21 protein-coding genes and 1 tRNA gene are annotated in these 24,627 nt (G+C 73.7%); 11 read left to right on the top strand and 11 right to left on the bottom strand.

The window, feature by feature from the left end; genetic code table 11:
• Nucleotides 1-243: 243 nt before the first annotated feature.
• Nucleotides 244-1,299 carry an LLM class F420-dependent oxidoreductase gene (locus Sri02f_RS15750; protein ID WP_109001902.1) on the bottom strand — a complete coding sequence of 352 codons (1,056 nt, stop codon included), beginning with the start codon at nt 1,297-1,299 and terminating at the stop codon, nt 244-246.
• Between the two features lie 200 nt (nt 1,300-1,499).
• On the opposite strand from Sri02f_RS15750, the gene Sri02f_RS15755 reads away from it, so the two are divergent.
• Nucleotides 1,500-2,486: an aldo/keto reductase gene (locus tag Sri02f_RS15755; RefSeq protein ID WP_109001904.1), complete on the top strand. Its 987-nt coding sequence runs from the start codon at nt 1,500-1,502 to the stop codon at nt 2,484-2,486.
• Nucleotides 2,483-4,798, top strand: a complete 2,316-nt coding sequence (locus Sri02f_RS15760; protein WP_109001906.1) for a helix-hairpin-helix domain-containing protein — start codon at nt 2,483-2,485, stop codon at nt 4,796-4,798. Before Sri02f_RS15755 ends, Sri02f_RS15760 begins: the two co-directional genes overlap by 4 nt.
• 221 nt (nt 4,799-5,019) lie before the next feature.
• On the opposite strand, the gene Sri02f_RS15765 is transcribed toward Sri02f_RS15760, so the two are convergent.
• Nucleotides 5,020-5,697 carry a hypothetical protein gene (locus Sri02f_RS15765; protein WP_109001908.1) on the bottom strand — a complete coding sequence of 226 codons (678 nt, stop codon included), beginning with the start codon at nt 5,695-5,697 and terminating at the stop codon, nt 5,020-5,022.
• Nucleotides 5,698-5,744: 47 nt separating this feature from the next.
• Between Sri02f_RS15765 and Sri02f_RS15770 the strand changes: the two genes are divergently transcribed.
• Nucleotides 5,745-5,933, top strand: coding sequence for a DUF5703 family protein (locus tag Sri02f_RS15770; RefSeq protein WP_014671721.1), 189 nt, complete (start codon nt 5,745-5,747; stop codon nt 5,931-5,933).
• 69 nt (nt 5,934-6,002) lie between these two features.
• On the opposite strand, the gene Sri02f_RS15775 is transcribed toward Sri02f_RS15770, so the two are convergent.
• The 3 genes from Sri02f_RS15775 to Sri02f_RS15785 form a co-directional block, all read right to left on the bottom strand.
• Nucleotides 6,003-6,935: a chaplin gene (locus Sri02f_RS15775; protein WP_109001910.1), complete on the bottom strand. Its 933-nt coding sequence runs from the start codon at nt 6,933-6,935 to the stop codon at nt 6,003-6,005.
• 182 nt (nt 6,936-7,117) lie between these two features.
• Nucleotides 7,118-7,351, bottom strand: a complete 234-nt coding sequence (gene chpH, locus Sri02f_RS15780; protein WP_109001911.1) for a chaplin ChpH — start codon at nt 7,349-7,351, stop codon at nt 7,118-7,120.
• A 183-nt stretch (nt 7,352-7,534) separates the two neighbouring features.
• On the bottom strand, nt 7,535-8,863 hold the full coding sequence (locus Sri02f_RS15785) for a M20/M25/M40 family metallo-hydrolase (protein WP_109001913.1): 1,329 nt from the start codon (nt 8,861-8,863) through the stop codon (nt 7,535-7,537).
• Nucleotides 8,864-9,068: 205 nt separating this feature from the next.
• Between Sri02f_RS15785 and Sri02f_RS15790 the strand changes: the two genes are divergently transcribed.
• Nucleotides 9,069-9,153: transfer RNA gene (locus tag Sri02f_RS15790), tRNA-Leu, on the top strand.
• 55 nt (nt 9,154-9,208) lie between these two features.
• Here the strand turns inward: Sri02f_RS15790 and Sri02f_RS15795 are convergent.
• Nucleotides 9,209-9,772 carry a hypothetical protein gene (locus tag Sri02f_RS15795; protein WP_109001915.1) on the bottom strand — a complete coding sequence of 188 codons (564 nt, stop codon included), beginning with the start codon at nt 9,770-9,772 and terminating at the stop codon, nt 9,209-9,211.
• A 53-nt stretch (nt 9,773-9,825) separates the two neighbouring features.
• Nucleotides 9,826-10,428 carry a cyclic nucleotide-binding domain-containing protein gene (locus Sri02f_RS43625; RefSeq protein WP_109001917.1) on the bottom strand — a complete coding sequence of 201 codons (603 nt, stop codon included), beginning with the start codon at nt 10,426-10,428 and terminating at the stop codon, nt 9,826-9,828.
• Nucleotides 10,429-10,759: 331 nt separating this feature from the next.
• Here Sri02f_RS43625 and Sri02f_RS15805 point away from each other — a divergent pair, with 331 nt between their 5' ends.
• The 3 genes from Sri02f_RS15805 to Sri02f_RS15815 all read left to right on the top strand — a co-directional run bounded on the left by Sri02f_RS15805 (nt 10,760) and on the right by Sri02f_RS15815 (nt 16,643).
• Complete coding sequence (locus Sri02f_RS15805) at nt 10,760-14,629, top strand: Pls/PosA family non-ribosomal peptide synthetase (RefSeq protein WP_109001919.1); 3,870 nt, start codon at nt 10,760-10,762, stop codon at nt 14,627-14,629.
• Nucleotides 14,630-14,706: 77 nt separating this feature from the next.
• Nucleotides 14,707-16,071, top strand: coding sequence for a M1 family metallopeptidase (locus tag Sri02f_RS15810; protein WP_109001920.1), 1,365 nt, complete (start codon nt 14,707-14,709; stop codon nt 16,069-16,071).
• Between the two features lie 140 nt (nt 16,072-16,211).
• Nucleotides 16,212-16,643, top strand: a complete 432-nt coding sequence (locus Sri02f_RS15815) for a YchJ family protein (protein ID WP_109001922.1) — start codon at nt 16,212-16,214, stop codon at nt 16,641-16,643.
• Nucleotides 16,644-16,667: 24 nt separating this feature from the next.
• Here Sri02f_RS15815 and Sri02f_RS15820 read toward each other — a convergent pair whose 3' ends face one another.
• Nucleotides 16,668-17,369 carry a FadR/GntR family transcriptional regulator gene (locus tag Sri02f_RS15820; protein WP_109001924.1) on the bottom strand — a complete coding sequence of 234 codons (702 nt, stop codon included), beginning with the start codon at nt 17,367-17,369 and terminating at the stop codon, nt 16,668-16,670.
• A 140-nt stretch (nt 17,370-17,509) separates the two neighbouring features.
• Here Sri02f_RS15820 and Sri02f_RS15825 point away from each other — a divergent pair, with 140 nt between their 5' ends.
• From Sri02f_RS15825 to Sri02f_RS15840, 4 genes are all read left to right on the top strand, one after another.
• Entirely contained in the window at nt 17,510-18,028 is a 519-nt protein-coding gene (locus tag Sri02f_RS15825; protein WP_109001926.1) for a gluconokinase, read from the top strand.
• Nucleotides 18,029-18,072: 44 nt separating this feature from the next.
• On the top strand, nt 18,073-19,470 hold the full coding sequence (locus Sri02f_RS15830; protein WP_109001928.1) for a GntT/GntP/DsdX family permease: 1,398 nt from the start codon (nt 18,073-18,075) through the stop codon (nt 19,468-19,470).
• 62 nt (nt 19,471-19,532) lie between these two features.
• Nucleotides 19,533-20,294: an SDR family oxidoreductase gene (locus tag Sri02f_RS15835; RefSeq protein ID WP_109001930.1), complete on the top strand. Its 762-nt coding sequence runs from the start codon at nt 19,533-19,535 to the stop codon at nt 20,292-20,294.
• Nucleotides 20,295-20,309: 15 nt separating this feature from the next.
• Complete coding sequence (locus Sri02f_RS15840; protein ID WP_109001931.1) at nt 20,310-21,362, top strand: L-idonate 5-dehydrogenase; 1,053 nt, start codon at nt 20,310-20,312, stop codon at nt 21,360-21,362.
• A gap of 315 nt (nt 21,363-21,677) precedes the next feature.
• On the opposite strand, the gene Sri02f_RS15845 is transcribed toward Sri02f_RS15840, so the two are convergent.
• The 3 genes from Sri02f_RS15845 to Sri02f_RS15855 form a co-directional block, all read right to left on the bottom strand.
• The gene (locus Sri02f_RS15845; protein WP_109001932.1) at nt 21,678-22,298 is read right to left on the bottom strand and encodes a cytochrome b/b6 domain-containing protein; all 621 of its coding nucleotides are present in this window, start codon (nt 22,296-22,298) and stop codon (nt 21,678-21,680) included.
• Complete coding sequence (locus tag Sri02f_RS15850) at nt 22,282-22,959, bottom strand: molybdopterin-dependent oxidoreductase (RefSeq protein ID WP_109001933.1); 678 nt, start codon at nt 22,957-22,959, stop codon at nt 22,282-22,284. Before Sri02f_RS15850 ends, Sri02f_RS15845 begins: the two co-directional genes overlap by 17 nt.
• Nucleotides 22,960-23,278: 319 nt before the next feature.
• Nucleotides 23,279-24,250 (bottom strand): hypothetical protein, encoded by a 972-nt coding sequence (locus tag Sri02f_RS15855; RefSeq protein WP_109001934.1) that lies wholly within the window; start codon nt 24,248-24,250, stop codon nt 23,279-23,281.
• Between the last annotated feature and the right edge of the window lie 377 nt (nt 24,251-24,627).

Raw genomic sequence — 24,627 nt, forward strand, 5'->3', positions numbered from 1 at the left:
AAATGCGGCCTGTCGAGCGCTGCAACAGCAGTGTCGGGAGACTCCGCCGAAAGAGGGACGCCGACAGTGGGCCGAGGAGCGTAACCGCGCGCCGCGCGGCGCGTTGTTCCCCGTGACGGCCGTGGCGGGGAAGACCCCCGAGCCCCCACCACGGCCGCTGAAGCCCCTCTCCGCGATCGCTCGCCGGGAGCCCTGTCGGAGTCGCTTGCCGGCGCCCCTTGTCGACGATCCCTCGCCGCCCGGCTACGCCAGGCCGGCCAGCTCCGCGGCCTGCACACCCGCCCGCAGCGAGGCGAGACGCTCCTCCAGGGCGAAGCCCGCGGGGGCCAGGGTCAGGGTGGTGACGCCGGCAGCCGCATAGGCCTTCATCCGGTCGGCGATCCGCTCCACCGAACCCAGCAGCGTGGTGCGGTCGATCAGCTCGTGGGGGACCGCGGCCGCCGCGCCCTGCTTGTCGCCGGACAGGTACTTGTCCTGGATGTCGGCGGCCGCCGCCTCGTACCCCATCCGCTGCGCGAGCTGGTTGTAGAAGTTCTGCTTGCGGCTGCCCATGCCGCCCACGTAGAGGGCGGTGTAGGGGCGGAAGGTGTCGGCGAGCCGCTCGACGTCCTTGTCCTCGCCGAGTGCCAGCGGCAGCGTCGGGCAGACGTCGAAGCCCTCCAGGGTCTTGCCCGCCTTCTCGCGCCCGGCCCGCAGATGCCTGATCGCGGTGTCCTCGAGGTGGTCGGCGGAGGGGAAGATGAGCAGCGCGCCGTCGGCGATCTCGCCGGTCTGCTCGAGGTTCTTCGGCCCGATCGCCGCGATGTACAGCGGGATGTGCTCGCGCTCGGGGTGCACGGTCAGCTTGATCGGCTTGCCCGGGCCGTCCGGCAGCGGCAGCGTCCAGTGCTCGCCCTCGTACGACAGCCGCTCACGCGTCATCGCCTTGCGGACGATCTCGACGTACTCGCGGGTGCGGGACAGCGGCTTGTCGAACTTGACGCCGTACCAGCCCTCGGAGACCTGCGGTCCCGAGACGCCGAGACCGAGACGGAAGCGGCCGCCGGAGAGCGAGTCGAGCGTGGCGGCGGTCATCGCCGTCATGGCGGGCTGCCGTGCGGGGATCTGGAAGATGGCCGAGCCGACGTCGATCCGCTCGGTCTTCGCGGCGACCCAGGTGAGCACGGTGGCCGCGTCCGACCCGTAGGCCTCGGCGGCCCAGCAGACGGCGTAGCCGAGGCGGTCGGCCTCCTGGGCGACGGCGAGGTTGTCGCCGTCCATTCCGGCACCCCAGTAGCCGAGGTTGATCCCGAGCTGCATGGCCGATCCCCTTACTGATCAGTAACGACGCTGTTGGGCAGACCTTAGCGCGGGGGGCGCGGGCCCGGGAGAGCGGTGTGGCGAGGGTCGCGCGGACCGGCGCCGGGGTCGCGGCCTGCACAGAGCCGGGTTCGCCGTCCCGGAACCCGGTTGTCCACAGGCAACCCACTGCCCAGTTCTGGCCAGTAATCTCGGCGTCCATGGAGCAGAGGCATCTCGGTCGCACCGGCCTGCGTGTGTCCCGCATCGGGCTCGGCACCCTCACCTGGGGACGCGACACCGACGAGCACGACGCCGCGGACGTCATGAAGACGTTCTGGGAGGCGGGCGGGACCCTCGTCGACACGGCCGACGTGTACGGCGACGGGGACGCCGAGTACCTGCTCGGGCGGCTCATAGACGGGCTGGTGCCGCGCCGGGACCTGATCATCTCGACGAAGGCGGGCAGCGTGCCCGACCCGGACCGGCGCTTCGACGGCTCGCGGGGTCACCTGCTCGCCGCTCTCGACGCCTCCCTCTCCCGGCTCGGCACGGACTACGTCGACATCTGGCAGGTGCACGCCTTCGACCCGGACACCCCGCTGGAGGAGACCCTCCAAGCCCTCGACATCGCCGTCGCCAGCGGTCGCGCCCGGTACGCGGGCGTCTCCAACTTCTGCGGCTGGCAACTGGCCAAGGCGGCCACCTGGCAGCTCGCCGCGCCGGGCGCCCGGACGCGGCTGGCGGCGACGCAGATGGAGTACTCGCTGCTGCAGCGCGGCATCGAGCGTGAGGTGCTGCCTGCCGCACTGGACCTGGGCATCGGTCTGCTGCCCTCCTCTCCCCTCGGCCGGGGCGTCCTCACCGGCAAGTACCGGGGCGACGCCCTGCCGCCCGACTCGCGCGGCGCCTCGGAGCACTTCGCGCCGTTCGTCGAGCCCTACCTCGACGACACCGCCAGCCGCATCGTCGACGCCGTGTCGACGGCGGCGGACGGCCTGGCGGTGACAGCGCTGCAGGTCGCCCTGGCCTGGGTCCGCGACCGGCCCGGCGTGGCCGCCCCGATCGTCGGCGCGCGCAACGCGCAGCAGCTCACGGCGGCTTTGTCAGTGGAGGCGCTTAGTCTTCCTGACGAGATCTGCCGGGCCCTCGACGATGTGTCGGCGCCCGTGCACCGCTATCCCGATCACGACTGGAGCACGCTGTGAGCACGGAGCCGGATTCCCCGCAGAGCACGGAGAACGCCGCGACGGCGGAGCCGGACGCCGCCGAGGAGCCCGGGACGCCGGTCGCAGCCGGCGCCGAGGACGTGCATGCCGGCGCGGCCACGGGCGCGGGCGGTACGGACGAGGCTGAGGGCGCGGGCGGCTCGGAAGCGACCGAGACCGGCGCGGGCGGCGAAGGCGGCGAGGGCGGTGCTTCCACGACGGCGGAGGCCGCCGAGGCGGAAGCCGCCGAGGCGGAAGCCGCCGCGCAGCTCTCCGAGGCACAGGCCGAGCTCGCCGCGCAGAAACTGGAGCGGGAGCGGATCGAGCGGCGCAAGGCCGAGAAGGCGGCGCCCATCGCCGCCGGGGCCAAGCTCAGCGGAAAGGCCGCCGACCTGCTGGCGGCGGTACGGGCCGTGGAGGGCGGGGCCACTGCCCCGGCCACCGTCTTCGGCGAGGAACCCGCCCCGCGCCGCCCCGCTCCGGAGCCGGTCCGGCGACCGCGGCAGGCGCCCGCCGAGGCCGTCGCCCGGCCGGCTCCGGCGGCGGACGCCGTCGAGGGCGTACGGCGCGTGCTGGCCGGCGGCGGCGCACCCGAGGCGCTCGCGCCGCAGGCCGCCGCCGTGCTCGGCGAGGGCGCCGAGGACGTCCTGCGCGAGGATCCGTGGCAGTTGCTGCGCGTCCCCGGCGTGCGCCCCGAGCAGGCGGACGGGTTCGCGCGGGCGCTGCTCGGCCCGGAGTGCGCCCCCGACGACGAGCGGCGCGGCCGTGCGCTGACGGTCCGGCTGCTGGAGCAGGCCGCGCTGGCCGGGCACACCGCCCTGGAGCTGCCCACGCTCACCGCCGCTCTCGTCCGGCAGGCCGTGCCGGACGCCGACGCGGCCGTGCAGAGCACCCTGGCCGAGGGAGAGGCCCTCGTCTTCCAGGACGCCCTGGACGCGCCCACGGCAGGCCGGCCGACGGCGGACACCATGACGGGCGACGAGGGCCACGAGGGTGCGGAGGGCGAGGAGAGCGGGGCTGACCGGCCGGTCCGCGTCCTGGTGGGCCTGGAACGCTACGCGCTCGCCGAGGAGAGCCTCGCCGACGCACTGGCCCGCGTCGTCAACTCCCTGGCCAAGGAGGCGTCCGCGCCGTGGGATCCGGCGACCGCCGCGGCCTCCGGCAGCGCCGCCGAGCTGATCCGCGCCGTCGCGGGGCACGGCCTGGTGCTGCACACCGGGGGCGAGGCCGCCCGTGCCGAACCCGCCGCGCTGCTCGCCGCGGCCCGGGAGCGGGGGCTGCGTGCCGTCGCCGCCTGCCACACCCCGGACGGCCTGCGCCGGTTCACGGCCCTCCTGGGCGAGCGGGCCGCGGACGGCGCGGTCGTGACCGTCCCCGGTCTCCTCGCCGGAGCCGAGGGCCCCGGACGGGACGGCGACGGGGCCTTCGCGCTCGACCTGCTGATCGTGCTCGACGCCCCGCAACTGGATGTGGAGAGCGCCGCCATGCTGGCCGAGTCCCTCCCGGACGGGGCGCGGCTGGTGCTCAGCGGCGACCCGGCGGTGCTGTGGTCGGCCGGGCCCGGCCGGGTCTTCGCCGACCTGCTCGCGGCGCGCGCCTGCCCGCAGGTCGCCTCGCGCACCCCCGACCCCGGGCCGCTCGGCGAGCTGGTGTCCGGCGTCGGCGTCGGCGAGCTGAACCAGGTCGACGCACCGGGCAAGGAGATCGTGATCGTGCCGGTGCGCGACGCGGGCGAGGCCGTCCACCGGACCGTGCAGCTGCTCGCCGACTCGGTGCCGCGGGCCTTCGGGATCACGTCCGACGAAGCGGTGGTGATCACCCCGGGGCACGGTGGCGCGGCCGGCACGCGCGCCCTGAACGCCGCGCTGAAGGAACGGCTCAATCCCGGCCCCGGCCGCTTCGGCGGCTTCGACCCCGGCGATCGCATCGCCTACTCCCCCGCGCCGGGCCGTACGGTGACGGGCCGGGTATTGACGGCCGACGCGGACGGACTGCACCTGACCTGCGCGGACGGCTCCGTCGTCGTCCCGAGGGAGCGGGTGGAGCAGACCGTGCGCCACGGATGGGCGCTCACCGCGCACCAGGCGGCGGGCAGCCGGTGGCCCGCGGCGGTCGTGGTGCTGCCCGGGGACGCGGCGCAGGCCCTGTCCCGCCCCTGGGTGTACACGGCCTTCGGCCGGGCGGAGCGCCATCTGTCCGTGGTGCACGGAGTGGAGCAGGCCCTGCCACGAGCGGTCGCCGAGGTTCCGGCGAAGCCGCGCACGACCCGGCTGCCGGTACTGCTGCGCACCCAGCTCCCGGCGGCGGAGTAGCACGAACGGCGGCGGTCGCGAAAGGGTCTCCCCCTTCGCGACCGCCGCCGTCCTACCGCCGGTCAGCAGACGCGGGCGGCCCGTGCCGTCAGGCGCGGGCGGCCGATCACCGGCATCGGCCACCGCCGGTCGTGGTCCGTCATCAGGCTCGGTCCGTCGTCGGGCTCGGTCCGTCGTCGGGCTCGGTCCGTCGTCAACCGGCGGTCCGCGTCCGTCGTCGGCTAGCGGTCCGCGTCCAGCGTCTCCAGTTCCTCGTCCTCGATGTCGTCCGCGAGATCGTCGTCGGTGTCGTCGTCGAGCTCGTCGAAGACCGAACTCGCGTCGAAGCGGCAGACCACGCGCCCGGGGTCGGCGTCGTCGAACGGCGCCTCCAGCCACTCCCCCGGCTCGGCCGGTTCGTCGGCGGCCAGCACCCACAGCGTGGAGTCGCCCTCCTCCAGGCCGAACTCCTTGTGCCGGGAGGCGATCTCGTCCGCTTCGAACTCGCCGAACAGGATGCCCAGCGCACCGTGCACGGTGCTCGCGACCTCGGCCCCCGCCGCCTCGTCGTCCGCCGCCTCCACCCGCTGGGCCTGCGCCAGCAGCCGCTGCGGCTCGGCGACGGCGTAGTCGCGGCGGATCAGCACGCTCAGCGCGTTCGGCTCCTCGGGTCCCTCGTAGGGCGGCAGGGAGTCCTCCGCGCCAGGAATCTCGAAGGGCGTGACCTCGTCGTATCGGTCGTACAGCAGTTCGTCGTACACCTCGGCGGCCGCGGCCAGCTCGTTGAACGCCTCGTTGACAGCCGGGTCGTCCTCTCCCGTCCTGCGTTCGACCGCGGCCAGGTGGCGGTCGAGCGCGGTCTTGACCGCCTCGGCGGCGGCGCGTACCTCGGCAGCGGTGGGCTGCGCAGCATCAGACATAGTGCAGACGCTATCCGTACCGGGCCCCAGCCCGCACAATAGATGCGATGCCGGAATACGAATTCGTCGACGTCTACGTGCCGCGCGGGGTCTCCCGCAAGGAGGCGACGCGACTGCTGACCGACCATGCCGAGTACGGACACTGGGAGTTGGACCGCCTGAGCCTGCTGCGTGACGGCAGCCGCCGGGTGCGGTTGCGCCGGCGGATCATCCGCCAGGTGCGTGCCACGTGGTGAGGTGAGAAGCGGAAAACGGAGCGGGCCCCGCCGTGGCGGGGCCCGCTCCGTTGTGGGCGCCCCTCGTGCTTACGCCGAGGGACGCGCCTTGCGGTAGAGCACCGCGCCCGCGAGCAGCGCGCCCGCGCCGACCGGCAGGACGAGGCCCATCGGCATCTCGCTGCCCGTGTGCGCGAGCTGCGCGGCGTGGGCTGCGGGCAGGTGGACGGACGAGGCGCCGACCGGCGTCACGTGATGCGAGGTGGACGGCACGCCGCCGGGGTGGGACGAGCTGGACTGGCCGTGGTCGCCCGGCTTGCCGTGGTCGTGCCCACCGGGCTTGCCCGGGGTCTCGTGGCCGCGCGACGGCGGCGTGTGCATGCCGGAGCCGCCGTCGTTGGCGCAGTCGTTGCCGAAGCTCGGGTTGAGGATCCCGACGACGTCGACGCTGTTCCCGCACACGTTCACCGGAACGTCGATCGGCGCCTGGACGTGGTTGCCGGAGCCGACGCCGGGCGACCCGCCGGTGTGGCCGCCCGCCTGCGCGCCCCCGGAGCCGCCGTGACCGCCGTAGTGACCGCCGGCGTCACCGCCGTAGTGACCGCCGTTGTAGCCCCCGTTGTGACCGCCGTTGTAGCCCCCGTTGTGGCCGCCGTTGTAGCCCCCGTTGTGACCGCCGTTGTAGCCCCCGTTGTGGCCGCCGTAGTGGCTGCCGCCCTGGCCTCCGGCGTGGCTGCCGCCGCCTCGCTGCTCGCCGTAACCGCGCGACGGAGTGCCGCCGCTCTTGTTGGCGCAGGAGTTGCCGAAGGTCGGGTTGAGCGCCCCGACGACGTCGACGGTGTTGCCGCACACGTTGACGGGAACGTTGACCGGCGCCTGCACCGAGTTGCCCGACAGGACGCCGGGCGAGTCGGTGGCGTAGCCGTTCGCGCCGGAGTCGGCGTGGGCGTAGCCGCCGGCGGCGGCGATCACCCCCGTTGCCGCCGCCACGGTCATGAGGCTTTTGCGGGTGACCTGTCGCATTGCTGAATCCCTGCTTTCCATTTCGTCCGCGTCCCGAATTGCTCGCCATCATTGCAGCTGTTCGATTTATCCGGGATTTTCGAAGTCTTCGGCCTTTCCTTCGGGAAAAGACCGGTCGGCCCCGGAGCGCATGGGGTGCGCTCCGGGGCCGACGGTGTGGACGACCCCTCAGCGGGTCGACGTCAGTCGTTGACGCAGGTGTTGCCGAAGGCGGGGTTCAGCAGCCCGATCACCGAGATCGTGTTGCCGCAGACGTTCACCGGGACGTGCACGGGAACCTGGATGACGTTGCCGGACAGCACACCCGGGGAGCCCACCGCGGCGCCCTGGGCACCGGCGTCGGCGACGGCGAGGCCCGCACCCGCGAGAACCAGCCCACCAGTGGCAGCCGCAGCAGCGACGACCTTCTTGATCATTATTCCTCCTTGTTGGCAAAGCGACCCCAAGCAGCGGATCGCATGTCACCAGTAACGAGGCGGAATTAATGAGGCTACGAGTTTATCGGCGCATTCACTCTTCCCAGTCGCGCCCGTACAGACGGCCGATTTTCTTCGCCCGTCCGAAGCCCGGCGAAACCTCGTCCCACCGGGACATTTTTTTCAGGAGGCGTCGATGAAGCGGTCCAGCACACGCACCCCGAACTTCAGCCCGTCCACCGGCACCCGCTCGTCCACGCCGTGGAACATCCCGGCGAAGTCGAGCTCCGGCGGCAGCTTGAGCGGGGCGAAGCCGAACCCGCGGATGCCGAGATCGTCGAAGGACTTGGCGTCGGTGCCGCCGGAGAGCATGTAGGGGACGGCCTTCGCCGTCGGGTCCTCGGCGAGCAGCGAGGACTGCATCGCCTCGACCAGGGCTCCGTCGAAGGACGTCTCCAGGGCCTTGTCGGAGTGCACGTCCTCGCGGCGCACGTTCGGACCGAGGATCCGGTCGAGGTCGGCCAGGAACTCCTCCTGGTGCCCGGGCAGGAACCGCCCGTCGACGTGCGCGGTGGCCTCGCCGGGGATGACGTTGACCTTGTAGCCGGCGCCCAGCTGGGTCGGGTTGGCGGTGTTGCTCAGGGTCGCGCCGATCAGTTTGGCGATGCCGCCGAGCCGGGCCAGGGTCGACTGCATGTCCTCGGGGTCCAGCTCGGTGCCCAGCGCGTCGCCGAGCTCGTCGAGGAAGGCCCGGGTCGTCTTGGTGACCCGCACGGGGAAGGTGTGCCGGCCGAGCCGCGCGACGGCCTCGGACAGCTCGGTGATGGCGTTGTCCCGGTGGATCATCGAGCCGTGCCCGGCGGTGCCGGCCACGGTCAGCTTCATCCACTGCATGCCCTTCTCGGCCGTCTGGATGAGGTAGAGCCGCCGCTCCTCGCTCACCGTGAACGAGAACCCGCCCACCTCGCTGATCGCCTCGGTGACGCCGTCGAACAGGTGGCGGTGGTTGTCGACGAGATGGCGGGCGCCGTAGATGCCGCCGGCCTCCTCGTCGGCCAGGAACGCGAGCACGATGTCACGCGGGGGCCTGCGCCCGGAGCGCAGCCGGTCGCGGACCACGGCCAGCGTCATCGCGTCCATGTCCTTCATGTCGACCGCGCCCCGGCCCCACACGCAGCCGTCGGCGACCTCGCCCGAGAAGGGGTGGTGGGTCCAGTCGGCCGCGTTGGCCGGGACGACGTCGAGGTGGCCGTGGATGAGCAGCGCGGGCCTCGACGGGTCCTCGCCCGCGATGCGGGCCACCGTGGAGGCGCGGCCCGGGTGGGACTCGAAGATCTCCGGTTCGAGGCCCACCTCGGCGAGCTTCTCGGCGACCCATTCGGCCGCCTTGCGTTCACCCGGGCCCGAGTGGTCGCCGTAGTTGCTGGTGTCGATCCGGATCAGCTCGCGGCAGAGGTCCACTACCTCGTCCTCGCCGGTGACGCTCCTGGCCGTGTCGTCCGTCGCGCTCACGCTGGTTCCTCCCGCTGTCACTGCTGGTGGGTCCCCCTCATCCTCCCCCTCTCCCCCTCCCGGCCCAAGACCGGTCCCGGCCCGTCACACGCAGTTCACGCCCGACCGGACGCGGGGCGGCCGACCTGCTGTGATCGGGCACCCCGGAAAGCCTGGTAATGTTTACGACGTCGCCGCGGGGGAAACCCCGCACGACAGACACCTTGTCCGGGTGGCGGAATGGCAGACGCGCTAGCTTGAGGTGCTAGTGCCCTTTATCGGGCGTGGGGGTTCAAGTCCCCCCTCGGACACAGAGTCAGAGAGGGTGGTTCCGGCCGGTCGGCCGGAACCACCCTTTCTGCGTGGTCAGCCGGGAGGCTCGGGGGCGGGGACCCACAGGGCGTGCCGCTCGTACAGGCCTCGCACGGCCACGCGCAGCGCGCTGGGGGGCAGATCGGTCACATCGGTCGGCCAGCGCACGAGGATGTCCTCCAGGAGCTGGCAGTCGACGAACTCCTCGGACGCGGCCAGTTCGGCGAGAAAGCCCTCCACCGCCGGCAGATGCCGCTCGGCCTTCGGCGCGACCAGCCAGTAGAGCAGCCACTGGGCCACACGAAGGGCCCGCGCCTGCAGATGGAACGCGAGGACCGGGTCCGGGTCCGAGGGCCACGACCTCAGCAGCAGACGCTCGCCGAGCAGGCCCCGGCACAGCTCGCCCAGCTCCTCCTCCGTGTACTCACGCTCCCCCAGCGTCCCGAGGACCATGTTCTGGGCCTGGCACGTCAGGGTCCGGCCCAGGATGTGCACCACGTCGGTCACCGAGGGCTCGGCCAGCAGTCTGTTCCTGAGCTGCCTGCGATGGTCCACGGCGCGCGGGCCGAACGGCTCGCACAGCTGCCGCACGAGCGTCTCGCGGACATGCGACTCCATCGGCTGGACCGCCTTGCGGCGTCTGCGGATGGTCCGCGGCTCCGGCCGGGCGTTCAGGAACGGGACGTCGAGCGCCTCCCGAAGGGTCGCCTGCCACTGCTGCTCCGACGGCCGCGCAGGTTCCGGGCGGTGCGGTTCGCGGGGAACGGAGGCAGGGGGGCGGTCCGGTCTGGGGGGCACCGCCAGGCCGGGGCCGACGGGTGCGGGCGGAGTGGGCTGCCTGTACGACGCGACGGACGCGGGGGGTGCGGAGGGCCTGGGGAGTGCGGAGGGCGTGGGGACTGCGGGGGGCATGGCCGACGTGGGAGGCGGAGGCGACGACGCGGGGGGTTCGGGCGATTCGAGGGGCAGCGGGAGGTGGGCGGTTCTCCGGTCACCGTGGCACTGCGCGGTGAACCGTCGACCATCGCCATCTCGCCCACCAGCTCGCCCGGGCCGCGCAGCGCCAGCAGCAGCCGGTAGGAGCTGCGGCCGGTGCTGATCGAGACGGCCGACCATCCGTCGAGCAGGACGACCACGTTCCTGCCGGGTTCGCTCTCCCGCATCAGGTGCTCGCCCGCGGCGAAGGGGCGTTCCGAACCGAGCCGCAGCAGGTCCTCCCGCAAGGGCCGCGCCAGCGCGTACAGAAAGGGCTGCGTACGGTCCGTCAGCGCCATGTGCGCCTCCCGCCAGACGAGCGAAGAACTGTGAGGCTACTGGACGCAGGCGGGCGGCGACGGGGCGTAAGCGGGGGTATGGGGGCGGTGTGGCGGCGGTTTCCGCCGATGTGGGGCAAGTCTCCCCGTCGCCGTGACCGCCCAGGTCAGAGGCGTCTCGACGATCTTCCCCGGCTCCCCGTGCGGCCGTCCCGAGTGGCCGTCGCCGACGGGGGTGCCTAGCGTCGTACTAAAATATCCGGCTTGTTACGGAGCTGGACCGGACAACCCCAGGCAGACCTGCGGGCCCGCCGGCGCCCCGGAGGCTTCCGGGATCGAGACGCGAGGACCGATGGCAGCCACACACGAGAGCAGCGCTCTCGGCCTGCTCGACGAAGAAATCCGCGCACAACTCGGCGACACCGCCCGTTTCTCCGGCGGTCCCGCCGCCTCTTCCCGCACCCTGGTCGACGTCCTCGACGCGACGGTGCGGTCGTTCCCGGACGAGCCGGCCCTGGACGACGGCGTCGCCTCCCTCACCTACCGCGCCCTCGCCGTCGAGGTGGAGAACCTCCGGCGCCGGCTCGCCGCCGCCGGGGCCGGGCTCGGCGACCGGGTGGGCGTGCGCGTCCCCTCCGGCAGCAACGACCTCTACGTGGCGATCCTGGCCGTCCTCGCCGTGGGCGCGGCCTATGTCCCGGTGGACGCCGAGGACCCCGACGAGCGGGCCGAGCTGGTGTTCGGCGAGGCCGACGTGCGGGCCGTCATCGGCGCCGGGCACGAGATCACCGTCCACGGCACGTCCGCGACGGCGGCCGCCGCGCGCCCCGGGCCCGAGCACGACGCCTGGATCATCTTCACCTCCGGCTCCACGGGCAAGCCCAAGGGCGTCGCCGTCAGCCACCGCAGCGCGGCCGCCTTCGTGGACGCCGAGGCCGCCCTGTTCCTCACCGAGGAGCCCATCGGGCCCGGCGACCGGGTCATGGCCGGACTGTCGGTGGCCTTCGACGCCTCGTGCGAGGAGATGTGGCTCGCCTGGCGGTACGGCGCCTGTCTGGTGCCCGTGCCCCGCTCCCAGGTCCGCAGCGGCGCCGATCTGGGGCCCTGGCTGGTGGAGCAGGAGATCACCGTGGTCTCCACGGTGCCGACGCTGGCCGCGCTGTGGGAACCCGAGACCCTCAACGACGTCCGGCTGCTGATCTTCGGCGGCGAGGCCTGCCCGCCCGAGCTGGTGCAGCGCCTGGTGACGGAGGGGCGGGAGGTCTGGAACACCTACGGGCCGACCGAGGCGACCGTGGTCGCCTGCGCCTCGCTGATGTCGGGCGAGGAGCCGGTCCGGATCGGGCTGCCGCTCAGGGGCTGGGAGCTGGCGGTCGTGGACGACGCCGGCGAGCCGGTGCCCCTGGGCGGCAGCGGACAGCTCGTGATCGGCGGAGTCGGGCTCGCGCGCTACCTCGACGCCGAGAAGGACGCCGAGAAGTACGCGCCGCTGGAGTCGCTGGGCTGGGAGCGGGCGTACCGCAGCGGCGACCTGGTGCGCGCGGACGCCGAGGGGCTCGTCTTCCTCGGCCGGGCCGACGAGCAGATCAAGCTCGGCGGACGGCGCATCGAGCTGGGCGAGGTGGACGCGGCGCTGCAGGCGCTGCCGGGCGTGGCGGGCGCGGCCGCGGCCGTGCGGACCGCCCGCAGCGGCAACCAGCTCCTCGTCGGGTACGTCGTCACGCAGGAGGGCTGGGACCAGGCGGCGGCCGTGGAGCGGCTGCGCGCCGAGCTGCCCGCGGCCCTGGTGCCGCTGCTGGCGCCGGTGCAGGACCTGCCGACGCGCACGTCGGGGAAGGTCGACCGCAACGCGCTGCCCTGGCCCCTGGAGGGGCTGGAGACCGCCGGCCGCGTCGAGCAGCTGTACGGCACCGAGGCCTGGCTCGCCGAGCAGTGGACGGAGGTGCTGGGCATCCCGGTCGCCTCCGCCTCCGACGACTTCTTCGCGATCGGCGGCAGCAGTCTGGGCGCGGCCCAGCTCACCACCCGGCTGCGCACCCGCTATCCCAACGCCGCGGTGCTGGACGTCTACGCGCGGCCGACGCTGCGCAAGCTGGCCCGGCGCCTGGAGGCCTCGGCCCAGGACGACGCCGGCACGCGCACGATCGCGCCCGTGCCGAAGCGGACGCAGTTCCTGCAGCTGCTGCTGCTCCTGCCCCTGTTCACCCTGCTCGGGCTGCGCTGGACGGTCGCGCTGACCGCGCTGGGCGATCTGCTGCCCGCGTACGGCTGGCTGCCGACCGCTCCGTGGTGGCTGGTGGCCGCCGGGCTCCTGCTGTTCTTCAGTCCGCCGGGGCGCCTCGCGCTCGGTGCGGGCGGGGCGCGGCTGCTGCTGCGGGGCGTGCGGCCCGGCCGGCATCCGCGGGGCGGCTCGGTCCATGTGCGGCTGTGGGCGGCTGAGCGGCTGGCCGACTTCAGCGGGGCGACCGCGCTGACGGGGGCGTGGCTGCAGCGGTACGCGCGGGCGCTGGGCGCGAAGATCGGCCCCGACGTCGACCTGCACGCGCTGCCGCCGGTCACCGGCCTGCTGAAGCTGGGCCGGGGCGCGGCCGTGGAGTCCGAGGTGGACCTGTCCGGCTACTGGCTGGACGGCGACCGGCTGGAGATCGGCACGGTGAAGGTGGGCGCGCACGCCGTCGTCGGCACGCGCAGCACGCTGTTCCCGGGCGCCCGTGTCGGCAAGCGGGCCGAGGTGGCGCCGGGCTCGGCGGTCGCCGGGCAGATCCCCACCGGTCAGCGGTGGGCGGGGGCGCCGGCGGTCAAGCTCGGCAAGGCCAAGCGCAACTGGCCCAAGGAGCGGCCGCCGCAGAGCCGGTACTGGCGGGCCATGTACGGCGTGTCGGGGCTCGGACTGACGCTGCTTCCCGTGCTGTCGGGCGCGGCGGCGCTGCTGGTGGCCTCGCTGTTCGTGACGCCCGGCGACGGGCTCGGAGAGGCCGTGCGGGGTGCGGCCGTCGCGCTCGTGCCCGCCACGCTGGCCTACGGGGCGGCGTACGCGCTGCTGGTGCTGGTCGCCGTCCGGCTGCTGAGCCTGGGGCTGCGCGAGGGCACGCACCCGGCGCACGGGCGGGTGGGCTGGCAGGCCTGGACGGCCACCCAGCTGATGGACCGGGCGCGCGAGACGCTGTTCCCGCTGTACGCCGGGCTGGTCACGCCGGTGTGGCTGCGGCTGCTGGGCATGCGGATCGGGCGGGGCGCCGAGGTGTCGACGGTCCTGGCCCTGCCGAGTCTGACGACGGTCGGCGAGGGCGCGTTCCTGGCCGACGACACGCTGACCGCACCGTACGAGCTGGGCGGCGGCTGGGTGCGCGTGGGGCGCGCGGAGATCGGGCGCAGGGCGTTCCTCGGGAACTCGGGGATGACCGCGCCGGGCAGGTCGGTGCCGGACGGCGGGCTGGTGGGTGTGCTGTCGGCGACGCCGAAGAAGGCGAAGAAGGGCACCTCGTACCTGGGGCTGCCGCCGGTGAAGCTGCCCCGGCACGCGGCGGACTCCGACGACAGCCGTACCTACGAGCCGCCCGCGCGGCTGCTGTGGGCGCGGGCGCTGGTGGAGCTGTGCAGGATCGTGCCGGTGCTGTGCTCGACCGCGCTGGGCGTGGCCACGGTGGCCGTGCTGTGCGCTCTGGGGGCGTGGGCGCCCCTGCTGGCCGGCGTGGTGCTGCTGGGCACGGGAGTCGCGGCGGCGCTCGTGTCCGTCGTCGCCAAATGGGCGCTGGTCGGCCGCCACCGCACCGGTGAGCACCCGCTGTGGAGCGGTTTCGTCTGGCGCAATGAGCTGGCGGACACGTTCGTCGAGGTGGTGGCCGTGCCGTGGCTGGCGGGTGCGGTGCCGGGGACGCCCGTGATGACGGCGTGGCTGCGCGGTCTCGGGGCGCGGATCGGCCGGGGCGTGTGGGTGGAGAGCTACTGGCTGCCCGAATCGGACCTGGTGACGCTGGAGGACGGCGCCACGGTCAACCGTGGGTGCGTGCTGCAGACTCACCTCTTCCACGACCGGATCTTGCGGACGGATACTGTGGTCCTCCGTGAGGGCGCCACGCTGGGCCCTGGCGGGATCGTGCTGCCCGGCAGCACGATCGGGGCCCGGACGACCCTGGGTCCCGCGTCGCTCGTCATGGCCGCGGAGTCCGTCCCGGACGACACCCGCTGGCTCGGCAACCCGATCGAGGCATGGCGTCCCTGAGGAGGGGCTACTCGGAGTCGGTGAGCGGTGTACCGGCGACGGGTGGTTCGAGCACAGGTCAGGGAGCGGACGGGGACGTGGCAGTTCAGCAGACGGTCGGGCCGGATCCGTATTTCCCGGCCAACGGTGACCCCCGGTACCGGGTGCACCGTTACGAGCTCACGCTGGACTACCGGCCCGGCCCCAACCGGCTGTCGGGCGCGGCGCGCATCAACGCGATCGCGGGGCGTGCGCCGCTGGCGGAGTTCCAGCTGAACCTGGCCGACTTCAAGATCGGCCGGGTGCGGGTGGACGGCCGACAGCCGCACTACACGCATCGGGGCGGCCGGCTGCGGATCCGTCCCGCCAAGCCGATCCGCGCCGGGGCGGCCTTCACGGTGGAGGTGCACTGGTCGGGCAACCCCAAGCCGGTGAACAGTCCGTGGGGCGGCATCGGCTGGGAGGAGCTGGACGACGGGGCGCTGGTGGCGAGCCAGCCCGTGGGGGCGCCGTCCTGGTACCCGTGCAACGACCGGCCCGCGGACAAGGCGTCGTATCTGATATCGGTCACGACGCCGTCCGCGTACTCGGTGGTGGCGGGCGGGCGGCTCCTCACGCGGACGGCGAAGGCCTCGACGACCACCTGGGTCTACGAGCAGTCGGCGCCGACGTCGAGCTATCTGGTGGGCCTGTCCATCGGCGAGTACCAGACCGTCCTGCTGGGCGATCCGGGGCTCGGCGGGGTGCCGCAGCACGGTCACATCCCGGCGCATCTGCTGGCGGCGTTCTCGCGGGACTTCGCGCGCCAGCCCGGGATGATGCATCTCTTCCAACAGCTCTTCGGGCCTTACCCGTTCGACGAGTACGCGGTCGTGGTGACGGAGGAGGAGCTCGACGTCCCCGTCGAGGCGCAGGGGTTGTCGCTGTTCGGCGCCAACCACGTGGACGGGGCCCGGGGTTCGGAGCGGCTGGTGGCGCACGAGCTGGCGCACCAGTGGTTCGGCAACAGCGTGTCGATCGCCGACTGGCGGCACATCTGGCTGAACGAGGGGTTCGCCAAGTACGCGGAGTGGCTGTGGTCGGAGCGTTCGGGCGGCCGCAGCGCACAGCAACTGGCCGCCGTGGCGCACCGGTCGCTGGCGGCGCAGCCGCAGGATCTGCGGCTGGCCGACCCGGGCCGCAAGTCGATGTTCGACGACCGGCTCTACGAGCGCGGCGGCCTCACCGTGCACGCGGTGCGCTGCGCGCTGGGCGACGAGGCGTTCTTCCGGATGCTGCGCGCCTGGCTGTCCCTGCACCGGGGCGGGGCGGTGACGACGTCGACGCTCACCGCGCACGTGGCCCGGTTCGCCCCGGACCCGCTGGACGGCCTGTTGGAGGACCTGTTCGAGGCCTGGGTGTACCGGACGGCGCTGCCTCCGCTGCCGGTCCTGACGCCGCGCCGCGGCGCGGAGTCGGCGTAACGCTCCGCCGGGACGCGGTGGCGAACCGGCCCGGCCCGGCGAGGGGTGGTCGGCGATGGGCGGTCCGGCTGCGGCGGCCGCGTTCGGGGCGTCGTGGTCCCCGCGTCCCTCCGGGGCGAGGGGGCGGGCACAATGGGGGCATGGTCCGACGTACCGCCCGTCCGCGGCGGCGAGCCTCCGCCACCCCCGCCTCCGTGTCCGCCGGCTGTCCGTGCGGTCTGCCCTCGTCGTACGAGGCGTGCTGCGGGCGCTTCCACGCGGGCGGCGACGCCGTGGCCGCACCCACCGCCGAGGCGCTGATGCGTTCGCGCTACAGCGCGTTCGTGCGGGGGAACGTGCCCTATCTGCTGCGGACCTGGCATCCGCGGACGCGGCCGGAGCGGCTGGAGCTCGACCCCGGGATGCGGTGGACGGGTCTGGAGATCCTCGCCACGTCCGACGGCACCGCGTTCCACACGTCCGGCGTGGTGGAGTTCCGGGCGTCCTACCGGGGCGGGGCGCTGCACGAGCGCAGCCGGTTCGAGCGGGTGGACGGGGCGTGGGCGTACGTGGACGGGGAGTTCCCCGAGTAGCGGGTCAGGGCGCGTGCGGGCAGGTCAGGGCGCCAGGATGTCGAGTTCCTGGAGCGCGCCGACCGTGATCTCGCGGGTGAGCCGTTCCGCGCGCACCGGGTCGCCCTCGCGGACCGCTTCGGCGAGCTGGACGTGCAGCGTGACGGCGGCCGGGTCGGGGTCCTCGAACATCACCTCGTGATGGGTGCGGCCGGCCAGCACCTCCGCGACGACGTCGCCGAGCCGGGCGAACATCTCGTTGCCGGACGCGACGAGGATCATCCGGTGGAAGGCGACGTCGTGGACCAGGTAGTCCTGCAGGCGGTGGCCGCGTGAGGTGGCCACCATGCCCAGTGCGCACCGCGTCAGCTCGGCGCACTGCTCCGCCGTGGCGTGCGTCGCCGCCAGGCCCGCCGCGACCGGCTCGACGGCCGAGCGCAGGACGGTGAGCGAGCGCAGCTGGTGCGGGCGGTCGGCGCCGGCCAGCCGCCAGCGGATGACCTGCGGGTCGTAGACGTTCCACTCGGCCCTGGGGCGCACCGTGACGCCCACGCGGCGGCGGGACTCGACGAGGTGCATGGACTCCAGCACACGGACCGCCTCGCGCATCACGGAGCGGGAGACGTCGAAGCGCTGGGCCAGTTCGTCGGTGCGCAGGACGCTGCCCGGCGGGTACTCACCCGCGGTGATCGCGGGCCCGAGGGCGTCCAGTACTCGGCCGTGCAGACCCCGGCCCGGAGTGGTCATGCACTCAGAGTACGCGGTAGATCACGAAGCTAAAAAGTCAGACTTATTCATCACAGCCTCTTGAATTCGTCGTACCTAATCGGTTTCAGTGTCGTCGGCGCCCGTTGGCGTCAGGTGTCGATGAAGACAGCGAGGCGAAGATGCGCACCCCCCAGGTCGTCGTGGTGATGGGCGTCGCCGGCACGGGCAAGACCACCATCGGTCCGCTGCTCGCCGCCCGGCTGGGCGTCCCGTACGCGGAGGGCGACGACTTCCATCCGCCGGCCAACATCGCCAAGATGTCGGTCGGCACCCCGCTCGACGACGACGACCGGTGGCCGTGGCTCGACGCCATCGGCGCCTGGGCGGACGAGCGGGCCGGGCTCGGCGGGGTGGTCAGCTGCTCGGCGCTGAAGCGGGCGTACCGCGACCGGCTCCGGGCCGCGGCCCCGGGAGTCGTCTTCGTGCACCTGGCCGGCGACCGGTCCCTGATCGAGGACCGCATGGAGCACCGGCAGGGTCACTTCATGCCGACCGCGCTGCTGGACTCCCAGTTCGCCACGCTGCAGCCGCTCCAGGCCGACGAGACGGGCGTCGCCGTCGACGTCTCCGGCAGCCCGGAGGCCATCGCCGGCCGGGCCGTGACGGCGCTCGCCGCCCTTCCCGAGCCGGCCGCGTAACCCCCTCACCCTCCCCCGTCACCGATAACCGCAAGGAAACCCCCGTGACCAGACTCAGCGTCGAGATGCTGGCGGCGGACACGGTCGAGCCGATCACCTCGGCCGGCCACGCGCAGCTGGGCATCGCCGTCCTGGCAGGCATCGCCTTGATCGTCCTGCTCATCACCAAGTTCAAGCTTCACGCCTTCCTGGCCCTGACCGTCGGCTCGCTCGCGCTCGGCGCATTCGCCGGGGCGCCCCTCGACAAGACCATCGCCTCCTTCACCGCCGGGCTTGGTTCCACGGTCGCCGGGGTGGGCGTGCTGATCGCGCTGGGCGCGATCCTCGGCAAGCTGCTCGCGGACTCCGGGGGCGCCGACCAGATCGTGGACACGATCCTCGCCAAGGCCGGCGGGCGCTCGATGCCGTGGGCGATGGTGCTGATCGCCTCCGTGATCGGCCTGCCGCTGTTCTTCGAGGTCGGCGTGGTGCTGCTGATCCCGGTGGTGCTGATGGTCGCCAAGCGGGGCAACTACTCGCTCATGCGGATCGGCATCCCGGCGCTGGCCGGGCTGTCGGTGATGCACGGACTCGTCCCGCCGCACCCCGGTCCGCTGGTCGCGATCGACGCGGTCGGCGCCAACCTGGGCGTCACCCTGGCGTTCGGCGTGCTCGTCGCCGTGCCGACGGTCGTCATCGCCGGTCCGCTGTTCTCGAAGGTCGCCGCCCGCTGGGTCGACGTCCCCGCCCCCGACCGCATGACACCGCAGCGGCCCTCCGAGGAGCTGGAGAGGCGCCCCGGCTTCGGCGCCACGCTGGCCACCATCCTCCTGCCGGTCGTGCTGATGCTGTCCAAGGCACTCGTCGACATCGTCGTGGACGACCCCGAGCACACCGTGCAGCGCGTGTTCGACGTCGTCGGCTCGCCCCTGATCGCGTTGCTCGCCGCCGTGCTCGTCGGCATCTTCACGCTGGGCCGGCCCGCGGGGTTCAGCAAGGAGCGGATCTCGCACCTCGTGGACAAGGGGCTCGCGCCCATCGCGGGCATCCTGCTGATCGTCGGCGCCGGCGGCGGCTTCAAGCAGACGCTGATCGACTGCGGCGTGGGCCGGATGGTCCTGGAGGTCTCCAAGGACTGGTCGATACCGGCCCTGCTGCTGGCCTGGCTGATCGCGGTGGCGATCCGGCTGGCGACCGGTTCGGCGACCGTGGCGACGATCTCGGCGGCCGGCCTGGTCGCGCCGCTCGCCGCCGACATGTCGACCGCGCACACCGCCCTGCTGGTCCTGGCCATCGGCGCCGGCTCGCTGTTCTTCAGCCATGTCAACGACGCCGGCTTCTGGCTGGTCAAGGAGTACTTCGGGCTGAGCGTCGGCCAGAACATCAAGACCTGGTCGGTCATGGAGACCATCATCTCGGTGGTCGCCGGCGGCCTGGTCCTGCTGATCTCGCTCGTCGTCTAGGAGATCGCGGGGCTTGCGGAGAAGGAATCGCGGGACTTGAGGAGAAGGAGAGGGGCACGCGGATGAGTCATCCCCTGTTCGACATCGGCGGCCAAACGGCGCTGGTCACCGGCTCCAGCCGGGGCATCGGCCTCGCCCTCGCGCGGGGCCTGGCGGAGGCCGGCTGCACGGTGGTACTCAACGGCCGCGACGCCGGGCGTCTGGAGCGGGCCGCCGCCGAGCTGCCCGGCGAGCGGGTCCACACGGCCGCCTTCGACGTCACCGACGGCCCGTCCGTCGCCGCCGGGATCGCCGACGTCGAGGAACGGGTCGGTCCGCTCGACATCCTGGTCAACAACGCGGGCGTACAACTGCGCGCCCCGCTCCTGGAGTTCGCGGACGCCGACTGGCACCGGCTGCTGGACACCAACCTCACCAGCGCGTTCCTGGTGGGGCGGGAAGCCGCCCGCCGGATGACGGAACGCGGCCACGGGAAGATCGTCAACATCTGCTCCCTGCAGAGCGAGGTGGTGCGGCCCGGCATCGCGCCGTACGCGGCCACCAAGGGCGCGCTGAAGATGCTCACCAAGGGCATGTGCGCGGACTGGGGTCCGTACGGCGTGCAGGTCAACGGGCTCGGCCCCGGCTACATCGAGACCGAGCTGACCCGGCCCCTGGTCGAGGACGAGGAGTTCAGCGCCTGGGTGCGCCGCCGCACCCCGGCCGGGCGGTGGGGCCGCACCGAGGACCTGGTGGGCGGGGTGCTGTTCCTCGTCTCTCCCGCGGCGGACTTCGTCAGCGGTCAGGTGCTGTACGTCGACGGCGGTATGACGAGTGTGCTCTGAGGGGACGTGCGGCGGATGCTGGGCTGTGTGATCCATGGTCGGGGCGACCTGCGCGTCGAGGAGCTCCCGACGCCGTCGCCCGGACCGGGCGAGGTGCTGGTCGCCGTCCGCTACGGCGGGATCTGCGGCTCCGACCTGCACTACTGGCGGCACGGCGGGGTGGGCGACTTCCGGCTGCGCGAGCCGATGGTGCTCGGGCACGAGGTGGTGGGGACGGTGCTCGCGCACGGCTCCCCCGCGCCGCGGGGCGTCCCGGCCGGCGCCGAGGTCGCCGTGCACCCCGCCACCCCGTGCGGGACGTGCCCCGAGTGCGCGCGGGGCCGGCGCAACATCTGCCGGGACGCCCGCTACCTGGGCAGCGCGGCCCGCACGCCGCACGTCCAGGGCGGGTTCGCGGCCCGGATCGTCGTTCCCGCCGATCAGGTACGACCGCTTCCCGCGGGACTCCCGTCGCGGCGGGCCGCGCTCGCCGAGCCGCTGTCGGTGGCGCTGCACGCGGTGCGGCGGGCCGGCCCGGTGGCCGGCCGCCACGTCCTGGTCACGGGGGCCGGACCGATCGGCTGCCTGGTGGTCGCGGCGGCGAAGGCCGCGGGCGCGGCCCAGGTGACCGTGACGGATCTGCTGCCGGCCGCGCTCGGGTACGCGCGCGCCGCGGGCGCCGACACGACCGTCCTCGCCGCGGATCCGGCGGATCCGGCGGATCCGGCGGATCCGGCCCGGCCGGACGAGGCGGAGGCGGACGTGGCCGTCGAGGCGTCCGGAGCGGCCGCGGGGCTCGACGCCTGTCTGCGGCGGGTGCGGCGCGGCGGCACCGTCGTCCAGCTCGGAATGCTGCCGCCGGGGCAGAGCCCGTTCGCGGGGAACCTGGTGGTCGGCCGGGAGATCGAGCTGCGCGGTGCGTTCCGCTTCGACGCCGAGTTCGACGACGCCCTGGCGCTGCTGGCGGGACAGCCCGCGTTCGACGGGCTGATCAGCGCGGTGGCGCCGGTGTCGGAGGCGGAGTCGGCGTTCGCGCTGGCGGCCGACCGGGAGCGCTCCTGCAAGGTCCTGCTGGACTTCGCAAGCTGACCGTCCGGCACCGTCGAGGGCCCGCCCCGGACCCGGCCCTCACGCGAGCCGCCGGGGGCCAGGGCAGAGGACCGGGGCGGGAGCGCCCTCCTGGCCGAGGTGACCGAGGCGGCCGAGCTGGGCGAGGCGATCCCGCGCCGGGCGGAGCAGCCGGAGGCCGGCCGTCTGCTCTGTGCGGCCGTCTGCTCTGTGCGGCCGTCTGCTCTGTGCGGCCGTCTGCTCTGTGCGCCATGGCCCGGACGCGGGCGCTCTCGCCTCGGCGAAGGGCAAGGGCAAGGGCAAGGGCAAGGGCAAGGGGCACGGTGGACCCGGCGGTCACGGCCGCCACAGGCGGTGTTCTCGCTCCGCCCACTCCCGGCTCACCGAGCCGGTGCGCATGCCGCGTCTGGCCTCCGGGTCGCCCAGGGCCATGCCGATGTGGCCGGCCAGGACGACGCCGATGGTCAGAGCCAGCCAGTCGTGGACGAAGGTCGCACTGGTGCGCCACATGATCGGGGTGAGGTGGGTGAACCACATGAGCAGGCCCGTGCCGAGCATGACCAGGGTCGCCCCCGCGATCCAGGACGCGTAGACCTTCTGCCCGGCGTTGAACTTGGCCGCCGGACGCGACTCCCGGCGCTTGTCCCGGCGCAGGGCGGCCCGCAGCCAGCGCCGGTCGTGCGGGCCGAAGCGGTTGAGGTGTCCGAGGTCGGCGCGGAACGCGCGGGAGACCAGGCCCGCCAGGACGGGCACGGGCAGGGCCAGCCCGGCCCACTCGTGGACGCGGACCACCAGCTCGCGGCGGCCCACGAGCTGGGCGAACTCGGGGACGTACAGGAAGGACGCGGTCACCACGCACACGCCCATCAGCAGGGCGGTGGTGCGGTGCACCCACCGCACGGCGCGGGTGAAGCGGCGCACGTCCGCGGCGGGTCGCGCCTCAGCTCGTAGGATCATCGTCCCGCCCGTTCGAACGACCGACCCAGGCGTCGACGTCATAGCCGCGGTCCTCCCAGTAGCCGGGGCGCACCTTCTCGGTGACGGTGATGCCCGAGAGCCACTTGGCGGACTTGTAGAAGTACATGGGCGCCACATAGAGGCGGACGGGTCCGCCGTGGTCGTGGCCGAGGTCCTTGTCCTGCATCCGCAGCGCGACCAGGACGTCGGCGCGGCGGGCCTGGGCCAGGGTGAGGCTCTCGCTGTAGGCGCCGTCGAAGCAGGTGAAGCGGACCGCGCCGGCCTTGGCCTGCACTCCGGCCGCGTCCAGCAGCGCGGACAGCCGTACGCCCTCGAAGGGGGTGCCGGGCACCCGCCAGCCGGTGACGCACTGGACGTCCTTGACCATCCGGGTCTGGGGCATCGCCCGCAGCTCGTCCAGGGTGTAGGTGACGGGCCGGTCGACGAGGCCGTCCACGGTGAGGCGGTAGTTCGCCGCGTTCTTGTGCGGCACGGACGAGGTCACCGAGTAGTAGCGGAAGCCGCCGCCGTTGGGGAGCAGCCCGGTGAGACCGGTGGGGTCCTTGACGGCGGCGCTGGCGAGGAAGGCTTCGAGGCCGCGCTGCAGGGGCGGCGCGGCGATCACTCCCACGGCGCCCAGGGCGAGCGTGCCGAGGAACACGCGCCGGCCGACGGGCGCACCGCGCTCACCGGACGACCCGGACGCACCCGGCGGCTCGTGCCGGTCCGGTCGCCCGGCCCGGTCCGGTCGCCCGGACGCACCCGGCGGTTCGGACGGGCGCGGCCGATCGGACGGTCCCGGTCGTTCGGACGGTCCCGGTCGTTCGGACGGTCCCGGTCGTTCGGACGGTCCCGGTCGTTCGGGTCGTTCGGGTGGTTCGGGTTGCTCGGACGGTTGGGGGTTCACCCTTCCATTCGAGCACCACGGGGCCCACCGGGGCCAGGGATCCAGAACCGCCGTCAGACTTCCGTCACACTTCTCACCCGCTTCTCAGCTGCGGCGCGGCCCCGCCGGTCCGGAGCGCGCCGGCCCGGGCCCTCCGGAACGCCTCGCCCGGGTCGCGGTCCGGGTACGACCAGGGCCTGCGGGTGACATGCCGGCCGATGCGCTGGAAGAGGGCGGCGGCCTCGGCTCCCCGGCCCCCGCACACCTTGGCGTGGGCGAGGAAGTTCAGGTCCACCAGATGCCGGGGGTGACCGTCGTGCTCCCACTCCAGCCACCAGTCGAAGGCCGCCTTCATCACGTCCCGGGCCCGGCTGTCGCGCCAGTGCCCGCAGGCGGCGGGGTCGGCCGGCGCGAAGCCGTGGGCGGCCAGCACCCGGTAGCGCTCGGCGTGCGCGACGACCGGGAGGATGGCCAGCGGGGAGTCCGCGGGCGCCTGCTCGGCGGCCCAGGCGGCGAAGTCGTACACCTCGTGCAGCGGGTCGGGGCCGCCGTCCGCGCGGCGTCCGGCGAGCCGGGCCACCATGAGGTGGTGCGCGTGGTGGTGGTCGCGGTGCCGGGAGCGGATCTCCTCGAAGATCCGCACCGCCTCGGCCCCGCCCGTCCGCTCCAGCCGCAGCAGGCCGAGCCAGGGGGTGGGATCGGCGGGAGCCAGCTCGGCGGCCGACCGGCACGCGGCGCGCGCGAGGGCCGGATCCTCCTTGCCGCGCAGGGCCCGGCGGACCCGGGCCAGGGCGAGCAGGACGGCGGCGTCGGCGCAGCCGGGTTCGGCGAGCAGCCAGTCGTCGGCCCAGGCGGCCGCATACGGTTCGAGGGCGAGGACGCAGACCCGGTGTGCGCGCCGGTCCCAGTCGTCGCCGGTACGGGCCAGCAGGGAGCGCACGGGCTGTCGACGGCCCTGGACCAACGCGGCGCGGGCGACGCCGAGTTCGACGTCGTCCAGGGCCGGGTCGGGGATCGGACCCGGGCGCTGCCGGCCGGGGCCGAGGGGTGGCGGGGGTAAATGCACCGCGGGACTTCCTCATCCTCCTCGGCGGCGGCTCTGGCATCGGCCCGCGATCGGCCGATCACACACAGCCAATCCCCGGTCGGCGCCCACCGTCAAGAGCCGGGAACCGTGACCCGCGCCGGCCGCCGCACGGCCTCGGCGGGCCGACGGGGGCCCGCCGCTGGTGGGACCGGTCGCGGGCGGGGCCGCCCGGTGCCGGTGTGGCGTACGCCATGGCGCTGCCCGGCCGCAGCCCACACCATGGCGATACGGCCACCACGGCCGTACGGTCGCGCCCCGGCCCTCGGGCCCGGCGCCTCGGGCGGGTCGACCGCCCGGTCAGGGGCACTCCCGGAAGCGTCGTCCCGGGACGGGCCCGAAGCGAAGGTTTCCGGCAC

The organism is Streptomyces rishiriensis, from assembly GCF_003112535.1.
GTDB lineage: Bacteria > Actinomycetota > Actinomycetes > Streptomycetales > Streptomycetaceae > Streptomyces > Streptomyces rishiriensis.